The sequence below is a fragment of the Streptomyces sp. NPDC090083 genome (assembly GCF_044747445.1).
Lineage (GTDB): Bacteria > Actinomycetota > Actinomycetes > Streptomycetales > Streptomycetaceae > Streptomyces.
On record NZ_JBIVED010000012.1, the window covers coordinates 190,813 to 217,365 of the forward strand.

The window sequence follows — 26,553 nt, forward strand, 5'->3', positions numbered from 1 at the left end:
GAGGACCGACGGACGAGGACCGACGGACCAGGACCGACGGACCAGGACTGCGATCGATGACCGACGGCTGACGACGGAGGCCTGGCGGACCGGAACTGACGGTCCGTCGGGACGTCTCCCGTGCATCGGCGAGGTCACGCTTCCTGCACCACAAGGTCGCGAAACGCACGCCCCGGCATCACTTTGGTGTCGGGGTGTGTGCAGCTCCGGGCGGGCGCGGCTTGTTGTCGGTGGCTGCCGATAGGCTGAAAGCATGACGCCAGCCGAGCAGCCAACGGGCCACCAGCCGGCCCCCGACGACGCCCTTGTCGCGGACTCCCGCGAGCGTGCCGTCCGCGCCCTGCTGCGCCAACCGCAGCTCAAGCGGCTGTGGAGTGCGCAGTTCGTGACGGGTGTCGGTGACACCCTCGCCCTGCTGGTCCTGGTCGTGCTCGCCTTCCAGGCGGCGATCGCCCAGGGCTCGTTCGGCGGTGGTTACCGGGGTGTGGCGTTCGCGGTGGCGACCGTCTTCGGGGCGCGCGTCCTGGCGACGCTGCTCTTCGGGGCGGTGCTGCTCGGCCCGCTCACCTCGCTCACCTCCCAGGAGGGGCCGCTCGACCGGCGCTGGACCATGGTCGGCGCGGACGGTCTGCGGGCCGCGCTGCTGATCGTCGCCCCCCTCTGGATCGACTGGACTCCGGACAACGCACTGGCGGTGCTCCTGGTGACCGCCTTCGTCACCGGAGTCGCCGAGCGCTTCTGGACGGTGTGCCGCGAGAGCGCCGCGCCCGCCCTGCTGCCGGCCCCGCCGCCCGAGGGCGCCACGGTCCGGCCGCTGCCCGACCACCTGGACGCGCTGCGCCGGCTCTCGCTGCGCACGAGCTTCGTGGCCATCCCGCTCGCCGCCGCCGCACTCGTCGTCGCGGCCCTGCTCAACAACCTGTTGGGCACCGGCGTCGCCTGGTTCGACCAGCACCAGGCCGCACTCGGGTCGTACGTCGCGGCCGGACTGTTCGCCGCGTCCCTCTCCGTCCTGACCGCCCTGGAGCTGCCCGGAATCCGCACCCCGCGCCCGCGGTCGCCCCTCGAAGGGCTGCGCCGCCCGCGCACGGGCACCGGCGTCGACAAGGGCCGTACGGGCGCCATCGCGCTGCTCGTGACCGCCTGCGCGGCCGTCGCCGGGGCGATCTCCGCCGCCGTCGCCGTGTCCGTGCTCCAGGCCAAGGATCTGCACGGCGGCCCGGTGACCTTCGGGCTGCTGGTGCTCGGCCTGACCGGCGGGGTCGTGATCGGCATCCGTACGGCGCCCTCGCTGCTGCCCACGCTGTCGCGCCGCCGCCTGCTGACCCTCGCCATCGCCTTCACCGGCATCGCGCTGCTCGCCGCCGGCCTGGTCCCGGACGTCACCACGGTGCTGCTGATCGTCGCGCTCGCCGGCATCGGCGCGGGCGTGGCCGCCAACACCGGGCACACCCTGCTCGACCAGGAGGCCGAGGACTACCGCAAGGCCCGCACGACCGAGCACCTGCACGCGGTCGTCCGGGTCGCGGTGGCGCTCGGCGCGCTGATCGCCCCCCTGGTGGCGGCGCTGATCGGCCCGCACCGCCTGGAGAACGGCAAGTTCGTCTTCGCGCACGGCGGTGCCGCGTTCACGCTGATGCTGGTCGGCGCCCTGCTGCTGCCGGTCGCCGCGCTGGTCCTGGCCAAGGTCGACGACCGCGCGGGAGTGCCGCTCCGCCACGACCTGCGGGACGCGCTGCTCGGCGGCGACGACCCCGAGACGGTGCCCGCGACCACCGGTTTCTTCATCGCCCTGGAGGGCGGCGACGGCGCCGGCAAGTCCACCCAGGCCGAGGCACTCGCCGAGTGGATCAGGGGCAAGGGACACGAGGTCGTGCTGACCCGCGAGCCCGGCGCGACCCCGGTCGGCAAGCGGCTGCGGTCGATCCTGCTCGACGTGTCGTCGGCGGGACTGTCCCACCGCGCGGAGGCCCTGCTCTACGCCGCCGACCGCGCGGAACACGTCGACACCGTCGTACGGCCCGCCCTGGAGCGCGGCGCGATCGTCGTCTCCGACCGCTACATCGACTCGTCCGTCGCCTACCAGGGCGCGGGCCGCGACCTGTCCCCGACCGAGATCGCCCGCATCAACCGCTGGGCGACCGACGGACTCGTCCCGCACATGACCGTCCTGCTGGACGTGGACCCGGAGACCGCCCGCGAGCGGTTCACGGAGGCGCCGGACCGACTGGAGTCGGAGCCCGCCGAGTTCCACGCGCGCGTACGGTCCGGTTTCCTCACCCTGGCCGCCGCCGACCCCGGCCGCTACCTCGTGGTCGACGCGGGCCAGGAGCCCGAGTCGGTCACCACGGTGATCAGGCACCGCCTCGACACCGTCCTGCCGCTCTCCGAGGCCGAGATCAAGGCCCAGGAGGAGGCGCGCAAGGCCGCCGAGGAGGAGGCCCGCCGCAAGGCCGAGGAAGAGGCCGCCCGCAAGGCCGAGGAGGAGCGCCTGGAGCGCGAGCGCCAGGAGCAGCTCGCCCAGCTGCGCGCCGAGGAGGAGGAGCGCAAGCGGCGCGAGCTGGAGGAGGCCCAGCGCCGCGAGGCCGAGCGCCAGGCCGAGGAGGCCAGGCAGCGCGCCGAGGACGCGCGCAGGCGTGCCGAGGAGGAGAAGGCCCGCCTCCTCGCCGAGGAGGAGGCCCGCGCCGCCGAGGAGACCCGCCGCAGGGCGGAGGCCGACCGGCTGCGCAAGCAGGCCGAGGACGAGGCCCGGCTGCGCGCGGACGCGGAGGCCCGGCGACTGGAGAAGCAGCGCAAGGCCGAGGCGGCCCTGCTCGCGGCCGAGGAGGCACGCCGGTTGGCGGCCGAGGCGGCGGCCGCGGCGGAGCGGGCCGCCCGTCAGCCGACGGTTCCGCCGGTCCCGGAGGTCAGGCCCGAGGCGTCGACCGTCCAGACGCCGGTGGTGAAGCCGTCGGGTGCCGGTGCCGGTGCCGGTGCCGGTGCTGGTGGCGGTGCGGCTTCTGGTTCGGGTGGCCGGTCGGCGGAGGACACGGCCGTGCTGCGGTCGGTGTCCCCGGACGCCGAGAAGCGCGACTCCGACGTACGCGACTCCGAGGCGACGACCGAGCTGCCGCAGCCGTCGGCTCCCGCGGGCGCGGCGGACGAGACAGCCGTACTGCCGCCGGTGTCCGCGGCGGAGGAGACGGCCGTGCTGCCGCCCGTTCCGTCCGGTCCGGCCGACGAGACCGCGGTGCTGCCGCCGGTGCGGGACCAGGGTCCTTCGGACCGGGTGCCCGCGGGGTACTTCCGGGACGAGCGGCCGGGCGATCGTGCCGACGGCGGAGAGGACCGCACCCGCGAGCTGCCCCAGGTCGACGAGCAGGGCACACCGCGGCGCCGGCCGCGCCCCGACTGGGCCGAGGAGACTCCGCTGGACGACCTGCCCTCCCTGGCCGACGAACTGCTCGGCCCGCGCGAGGACGGCGACCACGACGACGACACCGGTCGCGGGCGGGGTCGTGGACGGGGACGTCGAGGCTGAGGGCGGGAGCGTCGGGCTGACCGTGACGGGCGCGCGGGGCTGACGGTGCTGTGAGCCGGGGCGCGGCAGGCGGCGGGTCGGTGACCCGCGCCTCGCCTCGCGCACCCGTCTCCACGTCAGCGGCCCGCACCCGCCGCCGCTCTCCCTGATCGGCGTCGCGCACAGCACTCGGCCCCCGTTGTCAGTGGTGGCCCGCACAATGGATTCCGTGACTCGAAGCGTGACGAAAGGGCCGGTGACCCATGACGGTGTGGGATGACCTGGTGGGCCAGGAGAAGGTGAGCGAGCAGCTCGACGCCGCCGCTCGGGACGCCGACGCCTTCGTCACCGCCGCGACCACCGGCACCGCCCCGCCGGAGGCGTCGAAGATGACGCACGCCTGGCTGTTCACGGGTCCGCCCGGCGCCGGGCGCAACCAGGCGGCGCGCGCCTTCGCCGCCGCGCTGCAGTGCGTGAGCCCCGACCGCGCGCTCGGCGGCAGCCCCGGCTGCGGCTTCTGCGACGGCTGTCATACGGCGCTGATCGGCACCCACGCCGACGTCACCACGGTCGCCGCCGTCGGCACGCAGATCCTCGCCGACGACATGCGGGACACGGTCCGCAAGTCCTTCACCTCACCGGCGACGGGCCGTTGGCAGATCATCCTGGTCGAGGACGCCGAGCGGCTGAACGAGAAGTCGGCCAACGCGGTCCTCAAGGCCGTGGAGGAACCCGCTCCCCGCACGGTCTGGCTCCTTTGCGCCCCCTCGATCGAGGACGTCCTCCCCACGATCCGCTCCCGCTGCCGCCACCTGAACCTGACCACGCCCTCGGTCGACGCCGTCGCCGACCTGCTCGTCCGCCGGGAGGGCGTCGAGCCCGCCGTGGCCATGGCCGCCGCGCGCGCCACGCAGGGCCATGTCGACCGGGCCCGCCGCCTGGCCACCGACCCGGCCGCCCGCCAGCGCCGGGCCGCCGTGCTGAAGCTGCCGTTGCGCGTCGAGGACGTCGGCGGGTGTCTCAAGGCCGCCCAGGAGCTGGTGGACGCGGCCGCCGAGGACGCCAAGCAGCTGGCCGAGGAGGTGGACGACAAGGAGACCGAGGAGATGAAGGCGGCCATGGGCGGCGGCCAGGGCAGCCGGATGCCGCGTGGCACGGCCGGGGTGATGAAGGACCTGGAGGACAAGCAGAAGCGCAGGAGGACGCGTACGCAGCGCGACAGCCTCGACCTGGCGTTGACGGACCTCACCGCCTTCTACCGGGATGTGCTCGCCCTCCAGCTCGGTTCCCGGGTGGCGATCGCCAACGCGGACGCCGAGGACGCGTTGGAGCGGCTCGCGCGGGCCGGGTCGCCGGAGTCCACGCTGCGCCGTATCGAGGCGATCGGCGCGTGCCGGGTGGCGCTCGACCGCAATGTGGCGCCGTTGCTCGCGGTGGAGGCGATGACGCTGGCGCTCAGAGCGGGGTGAGTGGGTGGAGTGGGTTGAACGGGGTGGTCGGCTGAGCGGGGTGGTCCGCTGGGGTGGCCGATCGGGCGGCGCCGGGTTGACTGGCCGACGGGTGACGGACGTGACGGGCATGAGCGGGGTGGGCGTGAGTGAGACGGGTGCGAGGTTGACGGCGTAACTCGTCCGGGGCCGATCATGCACGTACGGCATTCAAGAGATCGCGCAGCGTTACGCTCGGGCGATGCAGATCAGGCGCCCCCTCCGCCGGCCCAGCCGGAGCAGTCAGCCGAGTCAGCCGAGTCAGCCCAGCGAGGCCGAGGTCCAGATCGGTCCAAGTCGCCGGGGCCGGAATCGGACTCGGGCTCGGACTCAGAACGGGAGTCAGCGCGGCAGTACTCGCAGGGCCGGTGGCGCGTTCCTGGCCGTGGCCGCACTGCTCGTGTCCGCGTGCTCCTCGGGAGGTTCGACGACGGCGGCGAGTCCGGCCGCCGACGTGGCGCTGGCCGCGCTGCCGCGGGCGACGCCGTCCACGCTGACGTCGTACTACGGGCAGAAGCTCAGTTGGCACACCTGCGGTGTCCCCGGATTCGAGTGCGCCACGATGAAGGCGCCGCTGGACTACGCCAAGCCCGGCGCCGGTGACATCCGGCTCGCGGTCGCGCGCAAGAAGGCCACCGGCAAGGGCAAGCCGCTCGGTTCGCTGATGGTGAACCCGGGCGGGCCGGGCGGTTCGGCGGTCGGCTATCTCCAGCAGTACGCCGGGATCGGCTACCCGGCGGAGATCCGCGCCCGCTACGACATGGTCGCGATGGACCCGCGCGGTGTGGCCCGCAGCGAGCCGGTGGAATGCCTCGGCGGGCGGGCCATGGACACGTTCACGCAGACCGACACCACCCCCGACGACCAGCACGAGACCGGCGAACTCGTCGACGAGTACAAGAAGTTCGCGGAAGGCTGCGGCGCACATTCGGCCGGCCTCCTGCGCCATGTCTCGACAGTCGAGGCGGCGCGGGACATGGACGTCCTGCGGGCGGTGCTGGGGGACCGGAAACTGACGTACGTCGGGGCGTCGTACGGCACGTTCCTCGGTTCGACGTACGCGGGACTCTTCCCCAGCCGGGTCGGCCGCGTCGTCCTGGACGGCGCGATGGACCCGTCCCTGCCCGCACGCCGCATGAACCTCGACCAGACGGCGGGCTTCGAGACGGCGTTCCAGTCCTTCGCGAAGGACTGCGTACGGCAGACCGACTGCCCACTCGGCGGCAGGCGTACGACGCCGGGGCAGGTCGGCGACAACCTGAAGGCGTTCTTCAAGAAGCTCGACGCGCACCCGATCCCCACCGGCGACGCGGACGGCCGCAAGCTCGGCGAGGCGCTCGCCACCACCGGCGTGATCGCGGCGATGTACGACGAGGCGGCCTGGCCGCAGCTGCGCGAGGCGCTGACGTCGGCGATGAAGGAGCACGACGGCGCGGGCCTGCTCGTCCTCTCCGACAGCTACTACGAGCGGGACGCCGACGGCCGCTACTCGAACCTGATGTTCGCCAACGCCGCCGTGAACTGCCTCGACCTCCCGCCCGCGTTCACCTCCCCCGACCAGGTCGAACACGCCCTCCCCGAGTTCGAGAAGGCGTCCCCCGTCTTCGGCGACGGCCTCGCCTGGGCGTCCCTGAGCTGCGCGTACTGGCCGGTCAGGGCCACGGGCGAACCCCACCGCATCGAGGCGAAGGGTGCCGCGCCGATCGTCGTCGTCGGCACGACCCGCGATCCGGCGACACCGTACCCGTGGGCCCAGTCCCTGGCCCGGCAGCTGTCGTCGGCCCGGCTGCTCACGTATGTCGGCGACGGCCACACGGCCTACGGCCGGGGCAGCTCGTGCATCGACACGGCGATCGACGCGTACCTGCTGCGGGGGACGGCGCCGGCGGCGGGGAAGCGCTGTTCGTAGCGTGTGTGGGGGCGGGGACGGGGGCGGGACGGGGTGCGGCCAGGGGGTGTACGGAGCACCCCCAGAAACTGTGTAGACTTTCCGACGTTGCTGATCGCACCATGGTGTGGACAGCGCGCCGCCTTAGCTCAGATGGCCAGAGCAACGCACTCGTAATGCGTAGGTCTCGGGTTCGAATCCCGAAGGCGGCTCTGTGGAAGCCTCAGGACTCACTCGCCGTGACCTGGGGCTTTTGCTTTGGGTGGAGTCGGTCGGGGTTGGTTGCGGGACTGTATCTCGGCCAGAAGTGCGAGGGGCGAAGAGGGCGAGCGGGAACCTCGCTGACGTCGTCGCTGTGCCCCCCCAGACGGATGGGCGGACGGATGGACGAGCGGGCTGACTGACCGGCTGGCTGATGGACGGGCCCGCCGTCGATGGTCGGCGCATTCCTTTCGCACTGCCCGGAGGTTCACGGCATGGCCAACTCCCCTACGGCGGCCGGTGGTTACTCCGGTACTCCCCTCGCGAAGAAGATCGGTGCCAAGCCCGGTCACCGGGTAGGGCTGCGGCACGCCCCCGACGGCTGGGGCATTCCCGGGCTTCCCGGTGGCTGCGAGGTCGTCGACGGTGGCCCGCGCGGTGCGGACGTGACCGTCGCCTTCTACCGGGAACGGCGGCAACTCGACACGGAGGGACCGGAACTGGTCCGCGAGCTGGCCGACAGCGCCATGCTCTGGATCGCCTGGCCGCGCAAGGCCGCCGGCCATACGAGCGACCTCACCGAGAACCATCTGCGGGACCTCTTCCTCCCGCTCGGGGTCGTCGACGTGAAGGTCGCCGCGTTGGGGGACGACTGGTCGGGGCTGAAGTTCGTGCGGCGGAGGGAAAACCGGCAAAGCGACAACAAAGGTGCCGCAAAATGAACTTGAGTCGTGGCAACCGGTCGATCTGAGGCAACATCTTGGTGAACGGAGAGTGCTGCGCGGTCCGTGCGCGGGCATCGCCGGATGGCCGGATGGAGTGAGAGACGTGGTCGAGCCGAGGATCGCCGTCGCCGTGGTGACCATGGGAAACCGGCCCGCGGAGGTCGACGCGCTCCTCGAGTCCGTGGCCAAACAGGACCTCCCGCCCACCCGCATCGTGATCGTCGGAAACGGTTGCAGGCTCCCCGAGTTCGCCGCCCGGCTCTCCCTGCCCGGCGAGGTCACCACCATCGACGTCGACGAGAACCTCGGTTGCCCCGGCGGACGCAACGTGGGCCTGGCCCGGCTCCGCGCGTTCGGTGACGTGGACGTCGTGGTCGAACTCGACGACGACGGACTCCTCGTCGACGCGGACGTGCTGCGCCGGGTACGGGACCTGTACGCGGCCGAACCGCGCCTGGGCATCGTCGGGTTCAGGATCGCCGACGAGCACGGGGAGACCCAGCGGCGCCATGTGCCCCGGGTCGGCGCGAGCGACCCGATGCAGGGCGGCTACGTCACCGGGTTCCTCGGCGGCGGGCACGCGCTCAGCATGGCGATGCTCGCCGAGACGGGGGACTGGCCGGCCGAGTTCTTCTTCGCGCACGAGGAGACCGACCTCGCATGGCGGGCCGCCGACGCCGGCTGGAGCATCCGCTACGCCCCCGAGCTGCTCCTCCAGCACCCCAAGACCTCGCCCGCCCGGCACGCCATCTACTACCGGGTCACCGCCCGCAACCGCGTCTGGCTGGTCCGCCGCCGACTCCCGCTCGCGCTGATCCCGGTCCACCTGGGTGTCTGGACGCTGCTCACGCTCGTACGGACCCGGTCGGTGGCCGGGCTCCGGGCGTGGTTCGGGGGGTTCGTGGAGGGCGTGCGGGAAGGGGCGGGGGAGCGACGCCCGATGCGGTGGCGCACGGTGTGGCGGCTGACCCGGCTGGGGCGACCGCCGGTCATCTGAGCGGGGCGTGATGCCCGCCCGTAGTGCCCGTATCCCGTAGTGCCCGTGTCCCGTATCCCGTATCCCGTGTTCCGTATTCCGTATGGGGACGTCGACGCGCTTCTCGACGGGACTGACGAGACCGACAGGACCGGCGGGACCGGCGAGCATGGCGTCTTCCAAGGACTCGGCGAGCTGTTGGCCCGGTGTGGTGTGACGCGCGTCGAAACTCCGGGCCGTAGGGGCTATTTCGCGTCCGCGTAGCACTGGACGACCGCCACCGTGAAGGGGAAGCGGACCGGTGTCTCGCCGAAGGTCAGCCGGCCCGCGAGGTCGGCCGCCTCGCGTATCGCGGTGGCCACCGTCTCGGCCTCCGCCTCGGGGCAGTGCACGATCACCTCGTCGTGCTGGAAGAAGACCAGCTCGGCCTTCAGCGCCGCGCAGGACCGGCGCAGCGCGGCGAGCATCAGCAGGGCCCAGTCGGCCGCGCTGCCCTGGACGACGAAGTTGCGGGCGAAACGGCCGCGGGCGCGGGAGTTGGTGGAGGCGTAACCCGGCACCCAGCCCTGGTCGGTGGGGGCCGTGACCGGATCGTCCTGGGGGATGCCCGCCTCCTCCGTCGCGTCCTCGCCGCCGGCGACCGGTGGGCAGGTCCGCCCCAGCCAGGTCCGGACGAGGCGCCCCTCCTCACCGGCCCGCGCGGCGTCGTCGACGTAGGCCACCGCCTTGGGGAAGCGGCGTCTGAGCGCGGCGAGGTTCTTGAGGCCGTCGCCGGAGGTCTGGCCGTAGACCGCGCCGAGCACGGCGATCTTGGCCTGGTCGCGGTCGCCGGAGAAGGCGCGGTCGGACACGGACTGGTAGAGGTTGGTGGCGCGCCCGGCGACCTCCATCAGCCCGGGGTCGCGGGAGATCGCGGCGAGGACGCGCGGCTCCATCTGGTCGGCGTCGGCGACGACGAGCCGCCAGCCGGGGTCGGCGACCACGGCACGCCGGATGACCTTGGGGATCTGCAACCCGCCCCCGCCGTTGGTGACCCAGCGTCCGGTGACCGTCCCGCCCGCGAGGAACTCCGGCCGGAACCGCCCGTCCCGCACCCAGTCCTGCAGCCAGGACCAGCCGTGGGCGACCCAGATGCGGTACAGCTTCTTGTACTCCAGCAGCGGTTTCACGGCCGGGTGGTCGATGGACTCGATCTCCCAGCGGCGGGTCGATCTGACCTTGATCCCGGCATGGGCGAAGGCCTTGATCACCTCGGCGGGCAGATCCGGCCGCACCCGTCTCCCGAAGGCGACGGACACCTCGTCCGCCAGCTCGGCCAGCCGGCGCGGCTCGCCGCCGCCCGCGTACCGGTCCCCCAGCAGTTCGTGCAGCATCTCCCGGTGCACTTCCGCGCTCCAGGGCAGCCCCGCCCGGTTCATCTCGGCGGCGACCAGCATCCCCGCCGACTCGGAGGCGGTGAGCAGGCGCATCCGGTCGGGGTGGGAGGTGGCGTCATGCCGGCGCTGCTGTTCGGCGTAGACCGTGAGCAGGTCGGTGAGGGGGAGGTGGACGCTCTGCGGTTCGAAGAGGGAGGACTGCGCGCCCGGTTCGGCGGCGCGCTGCGGCGGGTCCGGTGGCACGGGTCCGCCCCGCGAACGGGCCAGCGCGGCGGCGGCCGACCGGGGTTCGCCGTGCCGTCCCTCGTGGCCGAGGAGGAGGGTCTCGGCGTCCTCCACGTCGTAGCACCGCTCCACCCGCACCCCCGCGGCGAGCAGCAGCGGGTACACCTCGGCCGTGGACCGCCACACCCATCGGCTCACGTGCGGTCGCGCGCGCACGGCCTCGACGAGGTCCGGCTCGCGGCGCACCGGGCCCGCGGGCAGCCCGTCCGGACCGAGGGCGGCGATCTCCGCGCCACCGCCCTCGGCCGGGGCGAGCGCCCAGCGATCGGTCATGTCAGCGAGTGTGGCACGCAGGTCTGACAACGTCCCCGACCTGCGCGAACCGGCTCGCGGTCGGCCGTCGGCCAGCGGGCGCCCGAGCGAGGAGACGTCACGGGCACACTCGTACGGGTGACGTATCACGAGATCGAGGACGGCCCTCTCGCCTACGCTGACGGGGTCGCTCCGTACGAAGGAGGTCCGCCGTGGCACTGACCGCCCCAGAGCGGCACCTGAGTCCTCATCCGAGTCCGACGGAGGAGAGGCGCATGGACGCTTCGGTCGAGGCCGCCTTCGACGCGTTCGACGCTGCTGCCCCGGAGGGCTGGCGCGTGGAGTTGATCGGAGGGGAGATCCACGTGGTGCCTCCGGCCGATGGGGAGCATGAGGAGATCGTGTCCGAGACGGCGGAACAGGTGACGCTCAACCGTCAGGACCGCGAGCTGCGTACGTACACGGGCGTCGGCCTGCACGTGCCGGACGTGCCCGGCACCGGCAAGGTCGTACCGGACCTGGTGATCGCCCCTAGGGGCAGTGTCGCCGACGACCAGCGCTATCACGACCCCGCGCCCGTCGTGCTCGTCGGCGAGGTGACCTCCGAGTCCACCGCCGTCAACGACCGGGGCCCCGAACTCCGCGGCTGCGCCCGGGCCGGCATCCCCTGTTACCTGCTGATCGACCGGGAGGCCGGGACGGTCATCGTCTACAGCGAGCCCACCGGCGACCGGTACACGCGTGCCGCGGAGATCGAGGTCTCCAAGACCGTGGCGTTGCCCGAGCCGCTCGGGTTCGACCTCGACACGAGCCGGTTCTGACCCGAGCGGCGGAGCGGTCGCACGTCAGGGTCAGCCCTGGAGCCGGTTGAGCATCTCGGCGATGTGCCGTTCGGTGGCGGGCTTGTCGATGCCGAGGCCGTTGAGGACGCCCTCGCCGTTCTCGTGCTCCAGCAGCGCGAGCAGGATGTGCTCGGTGCCGATGTAGTTGTGGCCCAGGCGCAGGGCCTCCCGGAAGGTGAGTTCGAGGACCTTCTTGGCGTCGGGCCCGTAGGGGACGAGATCCGGGACCTCCTCGGCGGCCGGCGGGAGCGCGGCGGTGGCGGCCTGCCGTACGGCGTCCAGGAGGACGTCCTGCGCGAGGATCGCCTTGGCCGCGAGGGCGTCCGGTTCGCTGAGCAGGCCGAGGATCAGGTGTTCGGGGCGGCCCTCGGGGTTGCGGGCGGCGACGGTCTCGTTGTGGGCGGCCATCACCGCGTTGCGGGCGCGTGGCGTGTACCGGCTGAATCCCTGAGCGGGGTCGAGGTCCGCCGAGTCCTTCGAGTCCTTCGCCACGAACCGCTTCTGGGCCGCCTGCCGGGTGACGCCCATGCTCCTGCCGATGTCGGTCCAGGAGGCGCCGGACCGCCGGGCCTGGTCCACGAAGTGGCCGATCAGGTGGTCGGCGACATCGCCCAGGTGGTCGGCGGCGATGACCGCGTCCTCCAGCTGGTCGAGCGGGGCGGGGTGGACTTTCTTGATGGCGTCGATGAGGTCGTCGAGACGTACGGACGAGGTGACGTTCGGATTGGTCGTCATGTGTCAACCGTAGGTTGACAGTCGATGACTGTCAACCCCGGGTTGACACCTTGAGGGATCGAAGCCGAAGTCGCCCGGCATCGCGTCATACGGCGGCGCCCTCATGCGAGCCGACCTCACCACCCGGCCGAACGGCCTTGAATCCGCGCGGAGTTACTTCTCCACAGGCTGTGGACGACCTGCACCCGCGACCAGCCCCCACCGATCAGCCCGCACCCACCCGCACCCACCCGAACCCCGCGTCCGAACACCCCTGCCCTACAAACCCCCTGGCCCGGCCCAGGTCACCCCATGGCACGATCGCCAGGTGACCACCCCCACCTCCGTCGAGCGCGCCTTCGAAGCCGCTCTCTACGACGACACCCATGACGCCCTGGACGCAGGTGCCTCGATCCTCGCCGCCGATCCCGCGTCGGACGCCGAACTGGCGCGCCGGGGCAGGGAGTTCGTCGCGGCGGCCTGGCGGCGGGGGTGGCAGCCCGCGGATGTCGTGCGGCTGGTGCGGCGGGAGTTGGACGACGTACACGTACGCCTCGTCTCGGTGTTGATCCGTGCGCAGGCGCCGGACGACCGTGCGCGCGGCCCCCGTTGGGCGGCGCAGCTCGACGAACTGAGCGCCGACGAACCGCCCCGCACCGACCGTTTCACGCACGCCACCACCGTGCTGGAGCTGTACCGCCTGCTGCTGCGCCTGCCGAGCCTCGAACCCCTGGAGGAGCAGCGGCCGCAGGAGCGGCGGCGGCCCGCCTCCCGCATGCTCACCCGTATCCGCGCGCTGCTCGCGAAGGCGGAGGCGACCGGGTTCCCGGAGGAGGCGGAGGCGCTCAGCGCCAAGGCGCAGGAGCTGATGGCGCGGCACAGCATCGACGAGGCGCTGCTCGACGCGCAGGCCCCGGCGAAGGACGCGCCCGGCGCGTGCCGGATCGGGGTCGAGGCGCCGTACGAACAGGCGAAGGCGGTGCTGCTGGACGCGGTCGCCGGGGCGAACCACTGCCGGGCCGTGTGGAACGAGGCCTACGGCTTCTCGACCGTCGTCGGTTTCGAGGGCGACCTGGAGGCGGTCGAGCTGCTCTACACCTCCCTGCTCGTGCAGGCCACCTCCGCGATGACCCGGGCGGAGGCGGCCCAGCGCGCGGGCGGACGCCGGCGGACGAAGACCTTCCGCCAGTCCTTCCTGGCCGCCTACGCCCACCGCATCGGCACCCGGCTGGCCGAGGCCGCCGAGACGCAGGTCACCGACGACCTCCTCCCGGTCCTGGCCACCCGCGAGGTCGCCGTCACCGACCGCGTCGACGCGATGTTCCCGGAGACGACCACGACCCGCCTGCGCGGGGTCACCGACGAGGCGGGCTGGACGGAGGGCGCCGAGGCGGCGGACCGGGCCCAGGTCAGGTCCCGCCCCCGGCTCGGCGACCCGAACGGGGACTGAACGGGACTGGGGGACGTCCTCAGTCGCCGGCCTGTGTGAAGGCGCTGACCGAGGCCTCCGTGTCGCTCACGTCGCTCTTGCCCTGGACGGGCCCGTACGACCACTTGTAGGCGGCGCTGTCGCTGCTGCCCGGCAGGGTGACGACCAGCTTCGTCGCGGCCAGGCTCAGTTTGTCGCCCGCCTTGCCGCGTACGTAGGTGATGGTGAAGGAGGCCGCGTCGCCCTTGGCCAGCCGCAGCTTCTGCGCCTTGGCGCCCTTCAGGGTGGGGAGGGCTACCTTGGTGCCGCCGGCCTCCAGCGTGGCGCCCGGGAAGCCGTTCAGGTCGCACGGCTTGCTCTGGTTGGTCAGCGAGACGGGCACCTCGCCCGTGTCACCGGCCGCCGGAGCGGTACTGGCGGGCCCGACCTGGACGGAGACCCCGTCGAACGAGCAGGCCGAGCCGTTCTTGCCGTCGGACGAACCGCCACCGCCGCCGCTGTCGCAGCCGGTCAGGAGCAGAGCCGAGGCGAGTGCGGCCGCGGCGAGGGGAATGGTGCGCATGAGGGGATCATCCCGCACCCGACGCCCCTCCGCCGCCAGCCGCACACCCCGAGAGCCACGACGGGCGGGCGACCGCCACCCCCTACGGGCCTGACCCCGTAAGGGGCTGACCCCTACGGATTCCTACGACCTGCCCCTGCGACCCGCCCCTACGACCCCAGACTCGCCGTAGGCAATCCGGACGGGAACTTCCCGCCCTCCGCCCGCGTGTACGCCTCCTTGCCGAGACTGCCCGACCAGGTGACCGCGAGCGCCGACTTGCTGACGGAGTCGACCATTCCGGTGGCGCGGGTCTTGGTGCCGTCGGTGCACTTGAGGTGGATCATCCGCATGCCCGCCTCCTCGCCCGCCGTCCCGCTGCACACGCTCCCGCCCGTGGTGAACAGCGCGGCCTGCTTTCCGGTGATCACCAGGGCCACCGCCTTGCCGTCGGTCGTGGCGAGCCAGCTGCCCTGCAGCCCGTCGGACGCGGCCGACGGGCTGCTGCCGGTGCCGCCCGAGTCCGCCGTCGCGGTGGACGTAGGGGACGCGCTCGGGGTGGACGACGAGTCGTCCGACGAGTCACCGCTGCACCCGGTCAGCACGAGCGCGCCCACCAGGCCCGCGGCAGCCGCCGCTGTCCGTACCGTCGACACCGTCGAAAACGCCGTAGTCACTGGTAGCTCCCAAGCTGTAGCCGGACGGCCGCCCGGTCGGCCTTGGCCGGAACGACCGCAGCACGTTACCAGGGGTCACCAGGAGGACTTGCGGACGCCGGGCAGGTATCCGCTGTGAGCTTGGCCGCGCAGGTTCACCCGGGACAGCCCGAACGCGCGGAAGTAGCCGCGGGGCCGCCCGTCGATCTGGTCGCGGTTGCGCACGCGCGTCGCGCTCGCGTCCCGCGGCTGGCGGCTCAACTCCTTTTGTGCGGCGGCCCGTTCGGCCTCCGTCGAACCGGGGCGCCGGACGATCTCCTTCAGTTCGGCCCGCCGCGCCGCGTACCGCGCGACGATCCGCTGCCGTTGTTCGTTCTTCGCGATCTTGCTCTTCTTCGCCATCAGATCCTCACCCCGCGCTCGCGGATACGGGCCACGGCCGCCTCGACGCCGATCGCGTCGACGGTCTTGATCCCCTTCGCGCTCAGCCGCAGCCGTACGTACCGGCCCTCGCCGGGCAGCCAGTAGCGCTTGGACTGGATGTTCGGGTCGAAGCGGCGCGAGGTGCGCCGGTGGGAGTGGGAGATGCGGTTGCCGAAGCCGGGCCGGGCGCCGGTCAGCATGCAGTGGGCGGACATGAGTGACGTACCTCTCCTCGATCGGGATCGTAGCCAGTGATGCTAATGGAATTCATTTTCAGTAAGGTATCAGGCATGGCTCGCAACGAACTCCGCCCGGTCATCAAGCTCCGGTCCACGGCCGGCACCGGCTACACCTACGTGACCCGCAAGAACCGCAGGAACAACCCCGACCGCCTGGTCCTGCGCAAGTACGACCCGGCCGTCGGCCGCCACGTCGACTTCCGAGAGGAGCGCTGACCCCGATGCGCGCGAACACCCACCCGCCCTACGGCCCCGTCGTCTTCCGGGACCGGGCCGCGGGCCACGCCTTCCTCACCCGCTCGACGATGACGAGCGCGCGGACCATCGAGTGGGAGGACGGCCACACCTACCCCGTCGTGGACGTCGAGATCTCGAACGTCAGCCACCCCTTCTACACCGGCACGGCCCGCGTCCTGGACACGGCCGGCCGCGTGGAGCGCTTCGAGCGCCGGTACGGGAAGCAGGCCTGACGGTGTCCGACCTCTCCGTCGCGATCGTCGCCGGCCTGCACGCCGAGGCCCGCAGAACGACCGTCGCCCGCCTCCTCCACGACGTCCCCGGCAGCGTCGTACTCCACCACGACCTCGCCACGGCGACCGCCGGCACGGTCGTCCGCACGGTCCGGGACGCCACCGGCGTCCTCGACGCCGGCGAGACCCCCCTCGTCAACGACTGCGCGTGCTGCGCGCTCCGCGAGGACCTCGTGCCGGAACTGCGCCGACTGGCCCGTGCGGGTCGCGTTCGGCTCGCCGTCGTCGAGTTGTGGGACTCCGTCGAGCCCAAGGCGATGGCCGAGGTGATCAGCGCCGGCGGTCTCACGGTCACCGGTGTCATCACCGCCGTGGACCCGGCGCTCCTCCTCCCGTACCTCGGCAACGGCGACGACCTCGCGGCGGCCGGTCTCGCGGCGGCGGCCACGGACGAACGCACGATCGCGGACACCTTCGCCCGCCAACTGGAGTACGCCCCCGTCCTCGCCGTCCTCGACTCGGAGGAGGCCGACGACGAAGACCGCGAACTGCTCGGCCAGTTGCACCCGACCGCTCGCCAAGTGCCGGTCGGGGCAGCCGACTTGCCGGGCGGCGGGGACGACCATGACGACACCCCGGCCCCGGCCCCGGCTTCCACTCCGCATACCCCCAACTCCCCAGGGGCGCGGGGAACTGCGCGACCGACCCCCACGGACCCGCACTCCGCAGACAACCCCAACCACCCACCCCCGACCCGGCCTTCCGCCTCCCACCCCAACCCCGCCACACCCCTGCGCAGCGTCCTCGCTCGCGCCGCCCTCGCCGGGTTCGACGTGGAGGCCGCCGCCGCGGCCCAGCACCCCGCCTGCGCCCTGCTCCCGGTCGACGCGGACGCCCACGGCGTCACCACCCTCGTCTGGCACCGGCGCCGGCCCTTCCACTCGGAGCGGCTCTACGCGGCACTGGAGGACATCACCTGCGCCGCCGCCCGCAGCCGGGGCCGGTTCTGGCTCGCCGACAAGCCCGATTCGCTGTTGCACTGGGACGCGGCCGGCGGAGCCCTGTGCGTGGAGAGCGCGGGGCCGTGGCTGGCCTCGCTGCCGGACGCGGCCTGGGAGTTGGTGCCACCGGTGCGCCGCGCCGCCGCCGCGCTCGACTGGCACCCGGAGCACGGCGACTGCTGCCAGCACCTCGTGTTCACGTCCCCGGGGCTCGACCGCGACGGACTCGAACGGCTCCTGGAGTCCTGCCTGTTGACCGACGCCGAGTACGCCGCGGGCCGCTCCGCCTGGAAGCGCCTTCCGCCCGCCTTCGACACCCTTCTGGAGATCTGACCGTGCCCCGCAAGCCCGAACGCCGGCCCGCCAAGTCCCGCCGCAATCCCCTGGACGCGGCCGGCGTGACGTACATCGACTACAAGGACACCGCCCTGCTGCGGGCGTTCGTCTCCGACCGGGGCAAGATCCGCAGCCGTCGGGTCACCGGCGTATCCGCCCGGCAGCAGCGACAGTTGGCGATTGCGATCAAGAGCGCTCGGGAGATGGCATTGTTGCCGTACTCGACCCGATAGGCGTTCGCAGGGAACACGAAGGCTCCCGTACGCGTCTTCCCCAGTACATGCCCTGCCCAGTCGTGGGCAGACGCTGGAACGGCAACGGTAAAGCAGTCGTCAAAGCTGTAACCGGAGGACCACCCCGCGTGCACGTGCATCTGCCCATGCATCTGCACATGAACAGGGCTATGATCCGGAACAGTTGACCACTGCATCAATGGCCACACCAGCCAGTGCACAACCGGGAGCGACCTGTGGACCACCGCGTTGACAGCGTGTACTTGGGGTTCGACGTGTACAACGGCATGGCTGCCACGCAGCTGGACGGAGTGGCCTGGCAGAAGAGCCGGCACAGCAACTCGCAGGGTTCCTGCGTGGAGTTCGCGCGACTGCCGGGCGGCGACGTCGCGGTGCGCAACTCGCGCTTCCCCGACGGCCCGGCGCTCGTCTACACCCGCGCCGAGATCGAGGCGATGCTGCTCGGCATCAAGGACGGCGAGTTCGACCACCTGATCGCGGGGTAGCGCGCCGACCGGAGGAAGCCACGGCAACGCGCGTAGAACCGCGACCCCAAAAAGGGGCGCGGTTCCTCACGCGTTGTTCTGGGCCGGCTCGCCCGGCAGCCGGAACAGGGCCCAGACCACCTTGCCGCTGAGCGTGCCCGCCAGCGGGTGCCAGCCCCAGCCGTCGGCGAACGAGTCGACGAGGAACAGGCCGCGGCCCGACTCCGCCGCGAAGTCGTCGGATTCGCGGGCGACGGGGCTGTCGTGACTGGGGTCGCGCACGGCGCACACGAGCCGTTCGGTCCACCGCATCAGGTGCAGCCGCACGGGCGGGTTCTGCTCCGGGACGCGCGGGGTGTTCGCCGGCAGGGCGTGCCGCAGGGCGTTGGTGACCAACTCGGAGACGACCAGACAGACGTCGTCGAAGCGGTCGCCGACGTCCCACTGGTCGAGGGTGCGGCGGGTGAACTGCCGTGCCTCGCGCACCGCTTCGTAGCGGGCGGCCAGAGCACACGACGCGGCGCTGGACACGGCCGAGGGGTCCAGTGGCGGAAGGCCCTGCCGTAACGGCTCGAGCATGGTCGATCCATTCGTCCCCATGCGAGGCACTCCCGGGAATTCGCGGTCGTTGCGATGCAGCGGTGGCGCGAGACCATGGTTTCGGATGCGTACAGCAGATGCAAGGGCAGATGCACGTGCAGCTGACCGAATTGGACCCTCCCGTACCGCTTGTTGGCCATTTTTTCCGCCAACTTCACGCCGTTCTCGGGCTCCTGGCTTGCTTCTTCCTGACGACTTCCTGACAGATCCCTGTGGACGGCCGCCCCTTCTTTCCATATCTGTAATCGAACGAGTACTGCTCGAAGTGTTTTAGTGGCAGACTGCGGCCCCTGAAGACGGTTGGGGAGGCTGGCGAACGTGAGCGCGGGAGAGCCCGGATCGGTGGTGCGGCGGATGCTGCTCGGCTCGCAACTCAGGCGACTGCGGGAAGCACGTGGGATCACTCGCGAGGCCGCGGGGTACTCGATCCGCGCTTCCGAATCCAAGATCAGTCGCATGGAGCTGGGGCGAGTGAGCTTCAAGACGCGGGATGTCGAGGACCTGTTGACGCTGTACGGCATCACCGACGAGGCGGAGCGCATCTCACTCCTCTCCCTCGCGAAGGAGGCCAACGTAGCGGGCTGGTGGCACAGTTACTCCGACGTCCTGCCCAGCTGGTTCCCCACCTATGTGGGCCTGGAGGGCGCCGCCTCCCTCATCCGCGCCTACGAGGTCCAGTTCGTGCACGGGCTGCTGCAGACGGAGGAGTACGCCCGCGCGGTCGTCCGGCGCGGCATGAAGGGCGCGAGCGAGGCCGACGTGGAGCGGCGGGTCGCCCTGCGTCTTGAGCGGCAGAAGTACCTGGTCAACGAGAACGCCCCCGACTTCCACATCGTCCTGGACGAGGCCGCCCTGCGCCGCCCGTACGGAGATCGTGAGGTGATGCGCGGGCAGTTGCAGCATCTGATCGAGGTCTCCGAGCACGCGAACGTCCGCCTTCAGGTGATGCCGTTCGGCTTCGGCGGGCACGCCGGTGAGTCCGGCGCCTTCACGCTCCTCTCCTTCCCCGAGTCGGACCTCTCCGACGTCGTCTACCTGGAGCAGCTCACCAGCGCGCTGTACCTCGACAAGGCCGAGGACGTGGCCCAGTACGAGAAGGCGCTGAAGGAGCTTCAGCAGGACAGTCCCGGCCCGGACGAGAGCCGGGATCTTCTCCGGGGACTGCTCCAACTCTCTTGAAACACAAGTACGATGACGTGTGATCAGACCGTGATGATCGTGAGGGATCGCCCGGTCTGCTGTTGATCGTGTCTGCACCTGTCTGCAACTGATCGTGTCTGCTGACGATTGAGCGATTGAGGGATCACATGTCGTCCTACTTCACCGACCTGGCTCAGCAGTACATCGACGGTGAGTGGCGCCCGGGCACCGGCTCCTGGGACATCATCGACTTCAACCCGTACGACGGCGAGAAGCTCGCGTCGATCACGATAGCCACGGTCGACGAGGTCGACGAGGCGTACCGGGCCGCCGCCCGTGCCCAGAAGGCGTGGGGCGCCACCAACCCCTATGCCCGGCGTGCCGTGTTCGAGAAGGCCCTGCGGCTCATCGAGGAGCGCGAGCAGGAGATAGCCGAGGTGATCATCGCCGAACTCGGCGGCACGCACCTGAAGGCCGGCTTCGAACTGCACCTCGCCAAGGAGTTCCTGCGCGAGGCGATCCACCTCGCGCTGCGTCCCCAGGGCCGGATCATCCCCTCGCCGGTCGACGGCAAGGAGAACCGCGTCTACAGCGTCCCGGTGGGCGTCGTCGGCGTGATCAGCCCCTTCAACTTCCCCTTCCTCCTCTCCCTCAAGTCGGTAGCCCCCGCACTGGCGTTGGGCAACGGCGTGGTCCTCAAGCCGCACCAGAACACCCCGATCGTCGGCGGTTCCCTGATCGCGAAGATCTTCGAGGACGCGGGGCTGCCGGGCGGCCTTCTGAACGTCGTCATCACCGACATCGCGGAGATCGGCGACGCGTTCCTCGAGCACCCGATCCCGAAGGTCATCTCCTTCACCGGCTCCGACAAGGTCGGCCGCCACGTCGCGACCGTCTGCGCCGCGCAGTTCAAGCGCACGGTGCTCGAACTCGGCGGCAACAGCGCCATCGTGGTCCTTGACGACGCGGACATCGACTACGCCGTCGACGCGGCGGTCTTCAGCCGCTTCGTCCACCAGGGCCAGGTCTGCATGGCCGCGAACCGGGTCCTCGTCGACCGGTCGATCCGGGACGAGTTCACCGAGAAGTTCGTCGCCAAGGTCAGGTCCCTCAAGGTCGGCGACCCGAGCGACCCGCAGACGGTGATCGGTCCGGTCATCAACTCCTCGCAGGCGGACGCCCTTTCGGGTGTCGTGGAGCAGGCCGTCGCGGAAGGCGCGACGGCCCTCGTGCACGGCACGACCACCGACAACCTGGTCGCCCCCTCCGTCCTCACCGATGTCCCCGCCGACTCGGACCTGCTCCGCCAGGAGGTCTTCGGCCCGATCGCCTTCCTCATCCCGTTCGACGGCGAGGAGGAGGCGGTGAGCATCGTCAACGACACGCCGTACGGTCTGAGCGGCGCGGTCCACACCGGCGACATCGAGCGCGGCGTGAACTTCGCCAAGCAGATCGACACGGGCATGTTCCACGTCAACGACGGCACCGTCCACGACGAGCCGATCGTCCCCTTCGGCGGCGAGAAGGCCTCCGGCGTGGGCCGCCTCAACGGCGAGTCGATGCTCGACGCGTTCACCAGCCTGAAGTGGATCTCCGTGCAGCACGGCCGGAGCGGGTTCCCGTTCTGATCACGCGGGCGGCCGGTCCTCCCGAACGGCCCCTTTCCTGAGTACGACGTCGTAGCGCGGGCCATTGAGGACAGAAACTGACCTCGATGGCCCGTAGCTTCGTCGGTGTCGGGCAGGGGGAGAGGCTCCCGGTCCGCACCGGCGAAAGGCGAAAGTCATGGTCACGCACGTACCTGCGGACACTCAGGGCGACGAGCGCGGGTCGCTGCTCACGTTCATCGAGGACCAACGGGGCGGTATCCGCAGGGCGTTGCTCGGGCTGACCGAGGAACAGGCCACGAGTACGCCGAGCGCGAGCGGGCTCTCCCTCGCCGGGCTGCTGAAGCATGTCGCCGACGTCGAGCAGGGCTGGATCGCGCGAGCGAAGCAGGAACCGCCCGCCGTCCAGCGCGATCAGAGCAACTGGCACGAGACGTTCCGGCTGGTCGGCGAGGAGACCGTCGAGTCCCAGCTCGCGTACTGGGAGGAGGTCGCCGCCCGGACCGAGGCGTACGTCCGCTCGGTGCCCAGCCTCGACGACACGTTCCCGGTCCCCGGTGACCCCTGGTTTCCGCCGGAGGGCCGCGTCTCCGTGCGCTGGCTCTGCCTGCACCTGATCCGCGAGATGGCCCGGCACGCCGGTCACGCCGACATCATCCGCGAGTCCATCGACGGCGCGACGGCCTACGAGCTGGTCATGAAGGAGCGGGGTGTGGTGGGGGGTTGAGCCTGCGTCTTCTGCGCCGGTGAGTGGGCGGGGGAGGGTGGGGGAGGGGAGTGTGGTGCTGTGGGTGGGTGCCGGTGCGTTGTGGTGCGTTGGCTTGCGTTGTGGGTCGGCGCCGCGCCGGGGGGTGTCCGTCCTCGGATCGGCGCGGGTGCCGTTGCTCACCGGCTCGCCCGTGCCGGACGCGCCGACCGCTGCGGGCGGACACCCCCCGACACGTCGCCTTCTCGCCGTACGTCCCTGACGGCCGTGACGTCCCTGTGGGTCAGTGGTGGAAGCCCGTCGCCGTTTGCTTGTCCCGGGTGAAGGGGTGGGGCTGGCAGCGCAGTTCGGGGAGGAGGCGGGTCAGGTCGTCCAGGAAGAGCTCGGCCAGGTCCGCCGAGAAGCCGTTGCGGCAGACGATGCGGAGGACGGAGAGGTCCTCGCGGTCGGCCGGGAAGGTGTACGCCGGGACCAGCCAGCCGTGTTCCCGTAGGCGGCGGGAGACGTCGAACACGTCGTACGTCGTGACGTCCGGGGCCGTGGTGAAGGCGAAGACCGGCAACTCGTCGCCCCGGGTGAGGAGTCTGAAGTCGCCGAGGGCTTCGATGCGGTCGGCCAGGCCGCGGGCCACGTCCCGGGTGGACTGCTGGACCGCGCGGTAGCCCTCGCGGCCCAGGCGGAGGAACGTGTAGTACTGGGCCACGACTTGGGCGCCGGGGCGGGAGAAGTTGAGGGCGAAGGTGGGCATGTCGCCGCCCAGGTAGTTGACGCGGAAGACGAGTTCCTCCGGGAGGGCGTCCTGGTCGCGCCAGAGGGCCCAGCCGACGCCCGGGTAGACCAGGCCGTACTTGTGGCCCGAGGTGTTGATGGAGGCCACGCGCGGGAGGCGGAAGTCCCAGACGAGGTCAGGGTCCAGGAAGGGGGCGACCATGGCGCCGGAGGCGCCGTCCACGTGGACCGGGATGTCGAGGCCCGTGCGCTCCTGGAGGGCGTCCAGGGCGGCGCACAGGTCGGCGATCGGCTCGTAGGAGCCGTCGAAGGTGGAGCCCAGGATGCCGACCACGCCGATCGTGTTCTCGTCGCACAGCTCGGCGGCGGCCTGGGGGTCGAGGTGGAAGCGGTCGCCCTCCATGGGGACCTGACGGGCTTCGACCTCCCAGAAGTTGCAGAACTTCTCCCAGCAGACCTGGACGTTGATCCCCATCACCAGGTTCGGGCGGGCTGCTGGGTAGCGGTCCTTGTTGCGCTGCATCCAGCGGCGCTTGAGCGCCATGCCGGCGAGCATGCAGGCCTCGCTGGAGCCGGTGGTGGAGCAGCCGACGGCCGCTGCGGGGTCCGGTGCGTTCCACAGGTCCGCGAGCATGGCCACGCAGCGCTTCTCCAGCTCCGCGGTGCGTGGGTACTCGTCCTTGTCGATCATGTTCTTGTCCCGGCACTCCGCCATCAGGACGCCGGCTTCCGGCTCCATCCAGGTGGTGACGAAAGTGGCCAGGTTCAGGCGGGAGTTGCCGTCCAGCATCAGCTCGTCCTGCACGAGCTGGGCCGCCGTCATGGGGGCCAGCGGGGCGTCGGGCAGCCGGTGCTTGGGCGGGGCCTCGGACATGCCGCCGACCGGGTTGGCCTCGCCGTAGAACGGGTTCACGGACAGGGGGCGCTCGGCGGACGGGTCGGGAGTCTGGTGCAACGGCATGGGCTTGCCTCCGATAAGGATCAACAGGACCAACGGGTACTAGCGAACCGGAGTTCCGTCCGCGCGCAACTGCATCTGCGGTCTTCCGGTCACCAGCAGCCAGGCCGGCAGCGAGGCGATGCACAGCAGGGCGAGGATCGCGGGGGAGGCCACCAGGATCGCGGCGGTGAACAGGCTCACCCAGCCCTGGCGGGTGATCGCGAGGAGCATGCCCAGGACGCCGGTCGCCACCGCGAGCGCCGGATGCACCGCGGGCACGACCGCGTGGGCGAACAGGCCGAAGGCGACGCCGATGAAGACGGAGGGGAAGATCCGGCCGCCCCGGAAGCCGCAGGAGGCGGCGATCAGCAGTGCCGCCAGCTTCACGACGGTCATCGTGGCGAACTGGCCGGCCGACCAGCCATCGGGGTCGGCCGCGAGCTCCCCGACCTCGTCCAGCCCCTTGAAGAGCGTCAGATGGCCCCCCAGCGCCGCCAGAAGGCCCAGGACCAGTCCACCGGCCGGAAGCGCCAGCATGGGGTGCTTGAGCCGTGAGAAGGCGCCGTGGGCGTACGGGAAGAGGTAGACGGCCACCATGCCGAGCGCGGCAGCCAGCGGTGCCAGCACCAGGGCCGCCAGCAGGTCGCCCCAGCCGGGCCTGCCGAACGCGGGCAGGCGCAGGTCGAAGGTCGGATGGGCCACCAGGGTGGTCGTCATGGCACCCGCCCCGGCCGCGGCGAGCGGCGCGAACACGTTGTCCCACAGCGCGCCCCTGGTCTGCTTCGTGGCCAGCGCCTCCGAGATGAGCAGCGCCGCCGCGACCGGCGTCCCGAACAGCGCCCCGATGGTCGCCGACTCGGCCAGCGCCCCCCACAGCCCGCCCGGCAGCCGCGGCACCAGCCTGCGCCCCAGCCACAGCGCGAGGGCGACGTTCACGGCGATGATCGGGTTCTCCGGGCCGAGACTCGGGCCGCCCGCGAGCATCAGCGCGGTCGCCAGGACGAGTCCCGGCAGCACTCCCGGGGGCAGCGCCACGGCCTCCAGGCCGGTGGTGGCGGGGTCGGGACCGGCGTGGCCGGGCACCTTCCACACCACCAGCCCGACCGCGATGCCGGTGGCCGTCAGCATGACGAGCATCCACAGCACCGAGTAGCGGCCGATGCCCAGGGCGTCGGGCAGGTTCTTCCAGAGCACGTGCTGGAGCTGCTCGGCCGCCTCGCTCACCCCGATGAAGAGGAGACTCGCGCCCACGCCCACGACCAGCGCGGGGACGATCATCGGCAGCAGCGTGCGCGCCGGGGTCGTCGGGGCGGCGGGTGCCTCGTGCGCGCTGTCCTGGGCCACGCGCTCACCATAAGCGGGCAAAACGGACCCAACATCTTGAGGGACGTCCAGAGAAGGGCAGGTTCCGTGAGCCGCGAGGCCCATGGGCTTGCACCTCACGTGGCGTGAGGACCCACCGTGGAGCGCGGACACGAGAAGGAGCGGAAGTGAGCTACTCCGTAGGACAGGTCGCCGGATTCGCCGGGGTCACCGTGCGCACGCTGCACCACTACGACGACATCGGCCTGCTCGTCCCGAGCGAGCGCAGCCACGCCGGTCACCGGCGCTACAGCGACGCCGACCTCGACCGGCTCCAGCAGATCCTGTTCTACCGGGAGCTCGGCTTCCCGCTCGACGAGGTCGCGGCCCTGCTCGACGACCCGGAGACGGACCCGCGCGCCCACCTGCGCCGCCAGCACGAGCTGCTGACCGCCCGGATCGAGAGGCTCCAGAAGATGGCCGAGGCCGTGGAACACGCCATGGAGGCACGCACGATGGGCATCAACCTCACCCCCGAGGAACGCTTCGAGGTCTTCGGCGACAAGGACCCCGAGCAGTACGCCGAGGAGGCCGAACAACGCTGGGGCGGCACCGAGGCCTACGCCGAGTCCCAGCGCCGCGCCGCCCGCTACACCAAGGCCGACTGGAAACGCCTCCAGGCCGAGGTCGACGACTGGAGCGAGCGCTACGCCACCCTGGTGATCGCGGGCGAACCCCCCACCGCCGACGCGGCGACGGACCTCGCCGAGGAACACCGCCTGCACATCGACCGCTGGTTCTATCCGTGCTCCTACGAGATGCACACCTGCCTCGCCGAGATGTACGTCTCCGACGAGCGCTTCAAGGCGTTCTACGACGCGATGGCCCCGGGCCTGGCCGACCACCTGAAGGACGCGATCCTGGCGAACGCGTCCCGGCACACCTCCTAGGGGCCCGGCCCGGGGGTACGCGCTACTCCCGGGCCAGGACCACCGCCGTCCCGTAGGCGCAGACCTCGGTGCCCACGTCCGCGGCCTCGGTCACGTCGAAGCGGAACGCCAGGACGCCGTTGGCGCCACGCGCGCGTGCCTGCTCGATCAGCCGCTCCATGGCCTGGTTGCGGGTCTGCACGAGGGTCTTGGTGAGCCCCTTCAGTTCACCGCCGACCATCGACTTCAGACCGGCGCCGATCTGGCTGCCGAGATGCCGCGAGCGCACCGTCAGCCCGAACACCTCACCGATCACCTGCTCGACCCGGTACCCGGGGACGTCGTTCGTCGTCACGACCAGCACATCGGCCTGCGGCCCCTGGCCGCCGCCGTACTCTTCGATACCCATGGCTCACAGCTTTGTCCTACGGGATGCACAGTGCATCCTGGAGTCACCGGTGGAACCTGGGACGGACACATCGCGTTGATAGCTTTGTGCGGCTGCACCTGGACGCCGACGCACCTCCCTCCACCCCTCAGGA

26 protein-coding genes and 1 tRNA gene are annotated in these 26,553 nt (G+C 71.4%); 17 read left to right on the forward strand and 10 right to left on the reverse strand.

Annotated features, from left to right (window positions below; all coding sequences use genetic code 11):
• Positions 1-253: 253 nt before the first annotated feature.
• The 6 genes from tmk to ACIPTO_RS34360 all read left to right on the forward strand — a co-directional run bounded on the left by tmk (position 254) and on the right by ACIPTO_RS34360 (position 8,797).
• Complete coding sequence (gene tmk, locus ACIPTO_RS34335) at positions 254-3,520, forward strand: dTMP kinase (RefSeq protein WP_401198622.1); 3,267 nt, start codon at positions 254-256, stop codon at positions 3,518-3,520.
• A 242-nt stretch (positions 3,521-3,762) separates the two neighbouring features.
• Positions 3,763-4,968, forward strand: coding sequence for a DNA polymerase III subunit delta' (locus tag ACIPTO_RS34340; protein ID WP_266769882.1), 1,206 nt, complete (start codon positions 3,763-3,765; stop codon positions 4,966-4,968).
• Positions 4,969-5,365: 397 nt separating this feature from the next.
• Positions 5,366-6,895, forward strand: a complete 1,530-nt coding sequence (locus ACIPTO_RS34345) for an alpha/beta hydrolase (RefSeq protein WP_401198713.1) — start codon at positions 5,366-5,368, stop codon at positions 6,893-6,895.
• 117 nt (positions 6,896-7,012) lie between these two features.
• Positions 7,013-7,086, forward strand: a tRNA-Thr gene (locus tag ACIPTO_RS34350).
• 264 nt (positions 7,087-7,350) lie between these two features.
• Positions 7,351-7,797: a DUF3052 domain-containing protein gene (locus ACIPTO_RS34355; RefSeq protein ID WP_401198624.1), complete on the forward strand. Its 447-nt coding sequence runs from the start codon at positions 7,351-7,353 to the stop codon at positions 7,795-7,797.
• A gap of 106 nt (positions 7,798-7,903) precedes the next feature.
• Positions 7,904-8,797, forward strand: coding sequence for a glycosyltransferase (locus ACIPTO_RS34360; protein ID WP_366322309.1), 894 nt, complete (start codon positions 7,904-7,906; stop codon positions 8,795-8,797).
• Between the two features lie 224 nt (positions 8,798-9,021).
• Here the strand turns inward: ACIPTO_RS34360 and ACIPTO_RS34365 are convergent, their stop codons facing one another.
• Positions 9,022-10,710, reverse strand: a complete 1,689-nt coding sequence (locus ACIPTO_RS34365) for a bifunctional 3'-5' exonuclease/DNA polymerase (protein ID WP_401198626.1) — start codon at positions 10,708-10,710, stop codon at positions 9,022-9,024.
• Between the two features lie 254 nt (positions 10,711-10,964).
• On the opposite strand from ACIPTO_RS34365, the gene ACIPTO_RS34370 reads away from it, so the two are divergent.
• Positions 10,965-11,510, forward strand: coding sequence for a Uma2 family endonuclease (locus ACIPTO_RS34370; protein WP_401198628.1), 546 nt, complete (start codon positions 10,965-10,967; stop codon positions 11,508-11,510).
• Between the two features lie 30 nt (positions 11,511-11,540).
• Here the strand turns inward: ACIPTO_RS34370 and ACIPTO_RS34375 are convergent, their stop codons facing one another.
• A complete protein-coding gene (locus ACIPTO_RS34375; RefSeq protein ID WP_401198630.1) occupies positions 11,541-12,266 on the reverse strand; it encodes a Clp protease N-terminal domain-containing protein in 726 nt (241 codons plus the stop codon).
• Between the two features lie 307 nt (positions 12,267-12,573).
• Between ACIPTO_RS34375 and ACIPTO_RS34380 the strand changes: the two genes are divergently transcribed.
• The gene (locus ACIPTO_RS34380) at positions 12,574-13,695 is read left to right on the forward strand and encodes a DUF2786 domain-containing protein (RefSeq protein ID WP_401198632.1); all 1,122 of its coding nucleotides are present in this window, start codon (positions 12,574-12,576) and stop codon (positions 13,693-13,695) included.
• Positions 13,696-13,714: 19 nt separating this feature from the next.
• Here the strand turns inward: ACIPTO_RS34380 and ACIPTO_RS34385 are convergent, their stop codons facing one another.
• The 4 genes from ACIPTO_RS34385 to rpmB all read right to left on the reverse strand — a co-directional run bounded on the left by ACIPTO_RS34385 (position 13,715) and on the right by rpmB (position 15,509).
• Positions 13,715-14,236, reverse strand: a complete 522-nt coding sequence (locus ACIPTO_RS34385; RefSeq protein WP_366322300.1) for a DUF4232 domain-containing protein — start codon at positions 14,234-14,236, stop codon at positions 13,715-13,717.
• A 149-nt stretch (positions 14,237-14,385) separates the two neighbouring features.
• Entirely contained in the window at positions 14,386-14,892 is a 507-nt protein-coding gene (locus tag ACIPTO_RS34390; RefSeq protein WP_401198634.1) for a hypothetical protein, read from the reverse strand.
• Between the two features lie 75 nt (positions 14,893-14,967).
• Positions 14,968-15,273, reverse strand: coding sequence for a 30S ribosomal protein S14 (gene rpsN, locus ACIPTO_RS34395; RefSeq protein WP_366322296.1), 306 nt, complete (start codon positions 15,271-15,273; stop codon positions 14,968-14,970).
• Complete coding sequence (gene rpmB / locus ACIPTO_RS34400; protein WP_033287273.1) at positions 15,273-15,509, reverse strand: 50S ribosomal protein L28; 237 nt, start codon at positions 15,507-15,509, stop codon at positions 15,273-15,275. Before rpmB ends, rpsN begins: the two co-directional genes overlap by 1 nt.
• Before the next feature lie 75 nt (positions 15,510-15,584).
• Between rpmB and rpmG the strand changes: the two genes are divergently transcribed.
• The 5 genes from rpmG to ACIPTO_RS34425 all read left to right on the forward strand — a co-directional run bounded on the left by rpmG (position 15,585) and on the right by ACIPTO_RS34425 (position 18,079).
• Positions 15,585-15,749 carry a 50S ribosomal protein L33 gene (rpmG, locus tag ACIPTO_RS34405; RefSeq protein WP_266769856.1) on the forward strand — a complete coding sequence of 55 codons (165 nt, stop codon included), beginning with the start codon at positions 15,585-15,587 and terminating at the stop codon, positions 15,747-15,749.
• Between the two features lie 5 nt (positions 15,750-15,754).
• On the forward strand, positions 15,755-16,003 hold the full coding sequence (locus ACIPTO_RS34410) for a type B 50S ribosomal protein L31 (RefSeq protein ID WP_266769854.1): 249 nt from the start codon (positions 15,755-15,757) through the stop codon (positions 16,001-16,003).
• A gap of 2 nt (positions 16,004-16,005) precedes the next feature.
• Entirely contained in the window at positions 16,006-17,337 is a 1,332-nt protein-coding gene (locus ACIPTO_RS34415) for a GTP-binding protein (RefSeq protein ID WP_401198638.1), read from the forward strand.
• A gap of 2 nt (positions 17,338-17,339) precedes the next feature.
• Positions 17,340-17,573, forward strand: coding sequence for a 30S ribosomal protein S18 (gene rpsR, locus ACIPTO_RS34420; protein WP_366322291.1), 234 nt, complete (start codon positions 17,340-17,342; stop codon positions 17,571-17,573).
• Between the two features lie 287 nt (positions 17,574-17,860).
• Positions 17,861-18,079 (forward strand): DUF397 domain-containing protein, encoded by a 219-nt coding sequence (locus ACIPTO_RS34425; RefSeq protein WP_051105974.1) that lies wholly within the window; start codon positions 17,861-17,863, stop codon positions 18,077-18,079.
• 66 nt (positions 18,080-18,145) lie between these two features.
• Here ACIPTO_RS34425 and ACIPTO_RS34430 read toward each other — a convergent pair whose 3' ends face one another.
• Complete coding sequence (locus ACIPTO_RS34430; protein ID WP_401198640.1) at positions 18,146-18,658, reverse strand: ATP-binding protein; 513 nt, start codon at positions 18,656-18,658, stop codon at positions 18,146-18,148.
• A gap of 354 nt (positions 18,659-19,012) precedes the next feature.
• Here ACIPTO_RS34430 and ACIPTO_RS34435 point away from each other — a divergent pair, with 354 nt between their 5' ends.
• From ACIPTO_RS34435 to ACIPTO_RS34445, 3 genes are all read left to right on the forward strand, one after another.
• Positions 19,013-19,837 carry a helix-turn-helix transcriptional regulator gene (locus tag ACIPTO_RS34435; protein ID WP_366322565.1) on the forward strand — a complete coding sequence of 275 codons (825 nt, stop codon included), beginning with the start codon at positions 19,013-19,015 and terminating at the stop codon, positions 19,835-19,837.
• A 128-nt stretch (positions 19,838-19,965) separates the two neighbouring features.
• Complete coding sequence (locus tag ACIPTO_RS34440) at positions 19,966-21,426, forward strand: aldehyde dehydrogenase family protein (protein WP_366322288.1); 1,461 nt, start codon at positions 19,966-19,968, stop codon at positions 21,424-21,426.
• A gap of 157 nt (positions 21,427-21,583) precedes the next feature.
• Positions 21,584-22,132 (forward strand): DinB family protein, encoded by a 549-nt coding sequence (locus tag ACIPTO_RS34445; protein ID WP_401198642.1) that lies wholly within the window; start codon positions 21,584-21,586, stop codon positions 22,130-22,132.
• Between the two features lie 262 nt (positions 22,133-22,394).
• Here ACIPTO_RS34445 and ACIPTO_RS34450 read toward each other — a convergent pair whose 3' ends face one another.
• Both ACIPTO_RS34450 and ACIPTO_RS34455 read right to left on the reverse strand, forming a co-directional pair.
• Positions 22,395-23,801, reverse strand: a complete 1,407-nt coding sequence (locus ACIPTO_RS34450; protein WP_366322284.1) for a glutamate decarboxylase — start codon at positions 23,799-23,801, stop codon at positions 22,395-22,397.
• A gap of 39 nt (positions 23,802-23,840) precedes the next feature.
• On the reverse strand, positions 23,841-25,124 hold the full coding sequence (locus ACIPTO_RS34455) for an ion channel protein (RefSeq protein WP_401198644.1): 1,284 nt from the start codon (positions 25,122-25,124) through the stop codon (positions 23,841-23,843).
• A gap of 146 nt (positions 25,125-25,270) precedes the next feature.
• Here ACIPTO_RS34455 and ACIPTO_RS34460 point away from each other — a divergent pair, with 146 nt between their 5' ends.
• Entirely contained in the window at positions 25,271-26,032 is a 762-nt protein-coding gene (locus tag ACIPTO_RS34460) for a MerR family transcriptional regulator (RefSeq protein ID WP_401198646.1), read from the forward strand.
• 22 nt (positions 26,033-26,054) lie between these two features.
• Here ACIPTO_RS34460 and ACIPTO_RS34465 read toward each other — a convergent pair whose 3' ends face one another.
• Entirely contained in the window at positions 26,055-26,420 is a 366-nt protein-coding gene (locus ACIPTO_RS34465) for a YbjQ family protein (protein ID WP_033286147.1), read from the reverse strand.
• Positions 26,421-26,553: the final 133 nt, after the last annotated feature.

Coding starts and splice junctions, on each gene's coding strand:
- ACIPTO_RS34425 (WP_051105974.1), top strand. CDS start 17,861: ATGGCTGCCACGCAGCTGGACGGAGTGGCCTGGCAGAAGAGCCGGCAC.
- ACIPTO_RS34370 (WP_401198628.1), top strand. CDS start 10,965: ATGGACGCTTCGGTCGAGGCCGCCTTCGACGCGTTCGACGCTGCTGCC.
- ACIPTO_RS34435 (WP_366322565.1), top strand. CDS start 19,013: ATGCTGCTCGGCTCGCAACTCAGGCGACTGCGGGAAGCACGTGGGATC.
- ACIPTO_RS34385 (WP_366322300.1), bottom strand. CDS start 14,236: ATGCGCACCATTCCCCTCGCCGCGGCCGCACTCGCCTCGGCTCTGCTC.
- ACIPTO_RS34445 (WP_401198642.1), top strand. CDS start 21,584: ATGGTCACGCACGTACCTGCGGACACTCAGGGCGACGAGCGCGGGTCG.
- ACIPTO_RS34410 (WP_266769854.1), top strand. CDS start 15,755: ATGCGCGCGAACACCCACCCGCCCTACGGCCCCGTCGTCTTCCGGGAC.
- ACIPTO_RS34440 (WP_366322288.1), top strand. CDS start 19,966: ATGTCGTCCTACTTCACCGACCTGGCTCAGCAGTACATCGACGGTGAG.
- ACIPTO_RS34375 (WP_401198630.1), bottom strand. CDS start 12,266: ATGACGACCAATCCGAACGTCACCTCGTCCGTACGTCTCGACGACCTC.
- ACIPTO_RS34340 (WP_266769882.1), top strand. CDS start 3,763: ATGACGGTGTGGGATGACCTGGTGGGCCAGGAGAAGGTGAGCGAGCAG.
- ACIPTO_RS34365 (WP_401198626.1), bottom strand. CDS start 10,710: ATGACCGATCGCTGGGCGCTCGCCCCGGCCGAGGGCGGTGGCGCGGAG.
- rpsN (WP_366322296.1), bottom strand. CDS start 15,273: ATGGCGAAGAAGAGCAAGATCGCGAAGAACGAACAACGGCAGCGGATC.
- rpmG (WP_266769856.1), top strand. CDS start 15,585: ATGGCTCGCAACGAACTCCGCCCGGTCATCAAGCTCCGGTCCACGGCC.
- rpmB (WP_033287273.1), bottom strand. CDS start 15,509: ATGTCCGCCCACTGCATGCTGACCGGCGCCCGGCCCGGCTTCGGCAAC.
- ACIPTO_RS34465 (WP_033286147.1), bottom strand. CDS start 26,420: ATGGGTATCGAAGAGTACGGCGGCGGCCAGGGGCCGCAGGCCGATGTG.
- ACIPTO_RS34355 (WP_401198624.1), top strand. CDS start 7,351: ATGGCCAACTCCCCTACGGCGGCCGGTGGTTACTCCGGTACTCCCCTC.
- tmk (WP_401198622.1), top strand. CDS start 254: ATGACGCCAGCCGAGCAGCCAACGGGCCACCAGCCGGCCCCCGACGAC.
- ACIPTO_RS34430 (WP_401198640.1), bottom strand. CDS start 18,658: ATGGGGACGAATGGATCGACCATGCTCGAGCCGTTACGGCAGGGCCTT.
- ACIPTO_RS34450 (WP_366322284.1), bottom strand. CDS start 23,801: ATGCCGTTGCACCAGACTCCCGACCCGTCCGCCGAGCGCCCCCTGTCC.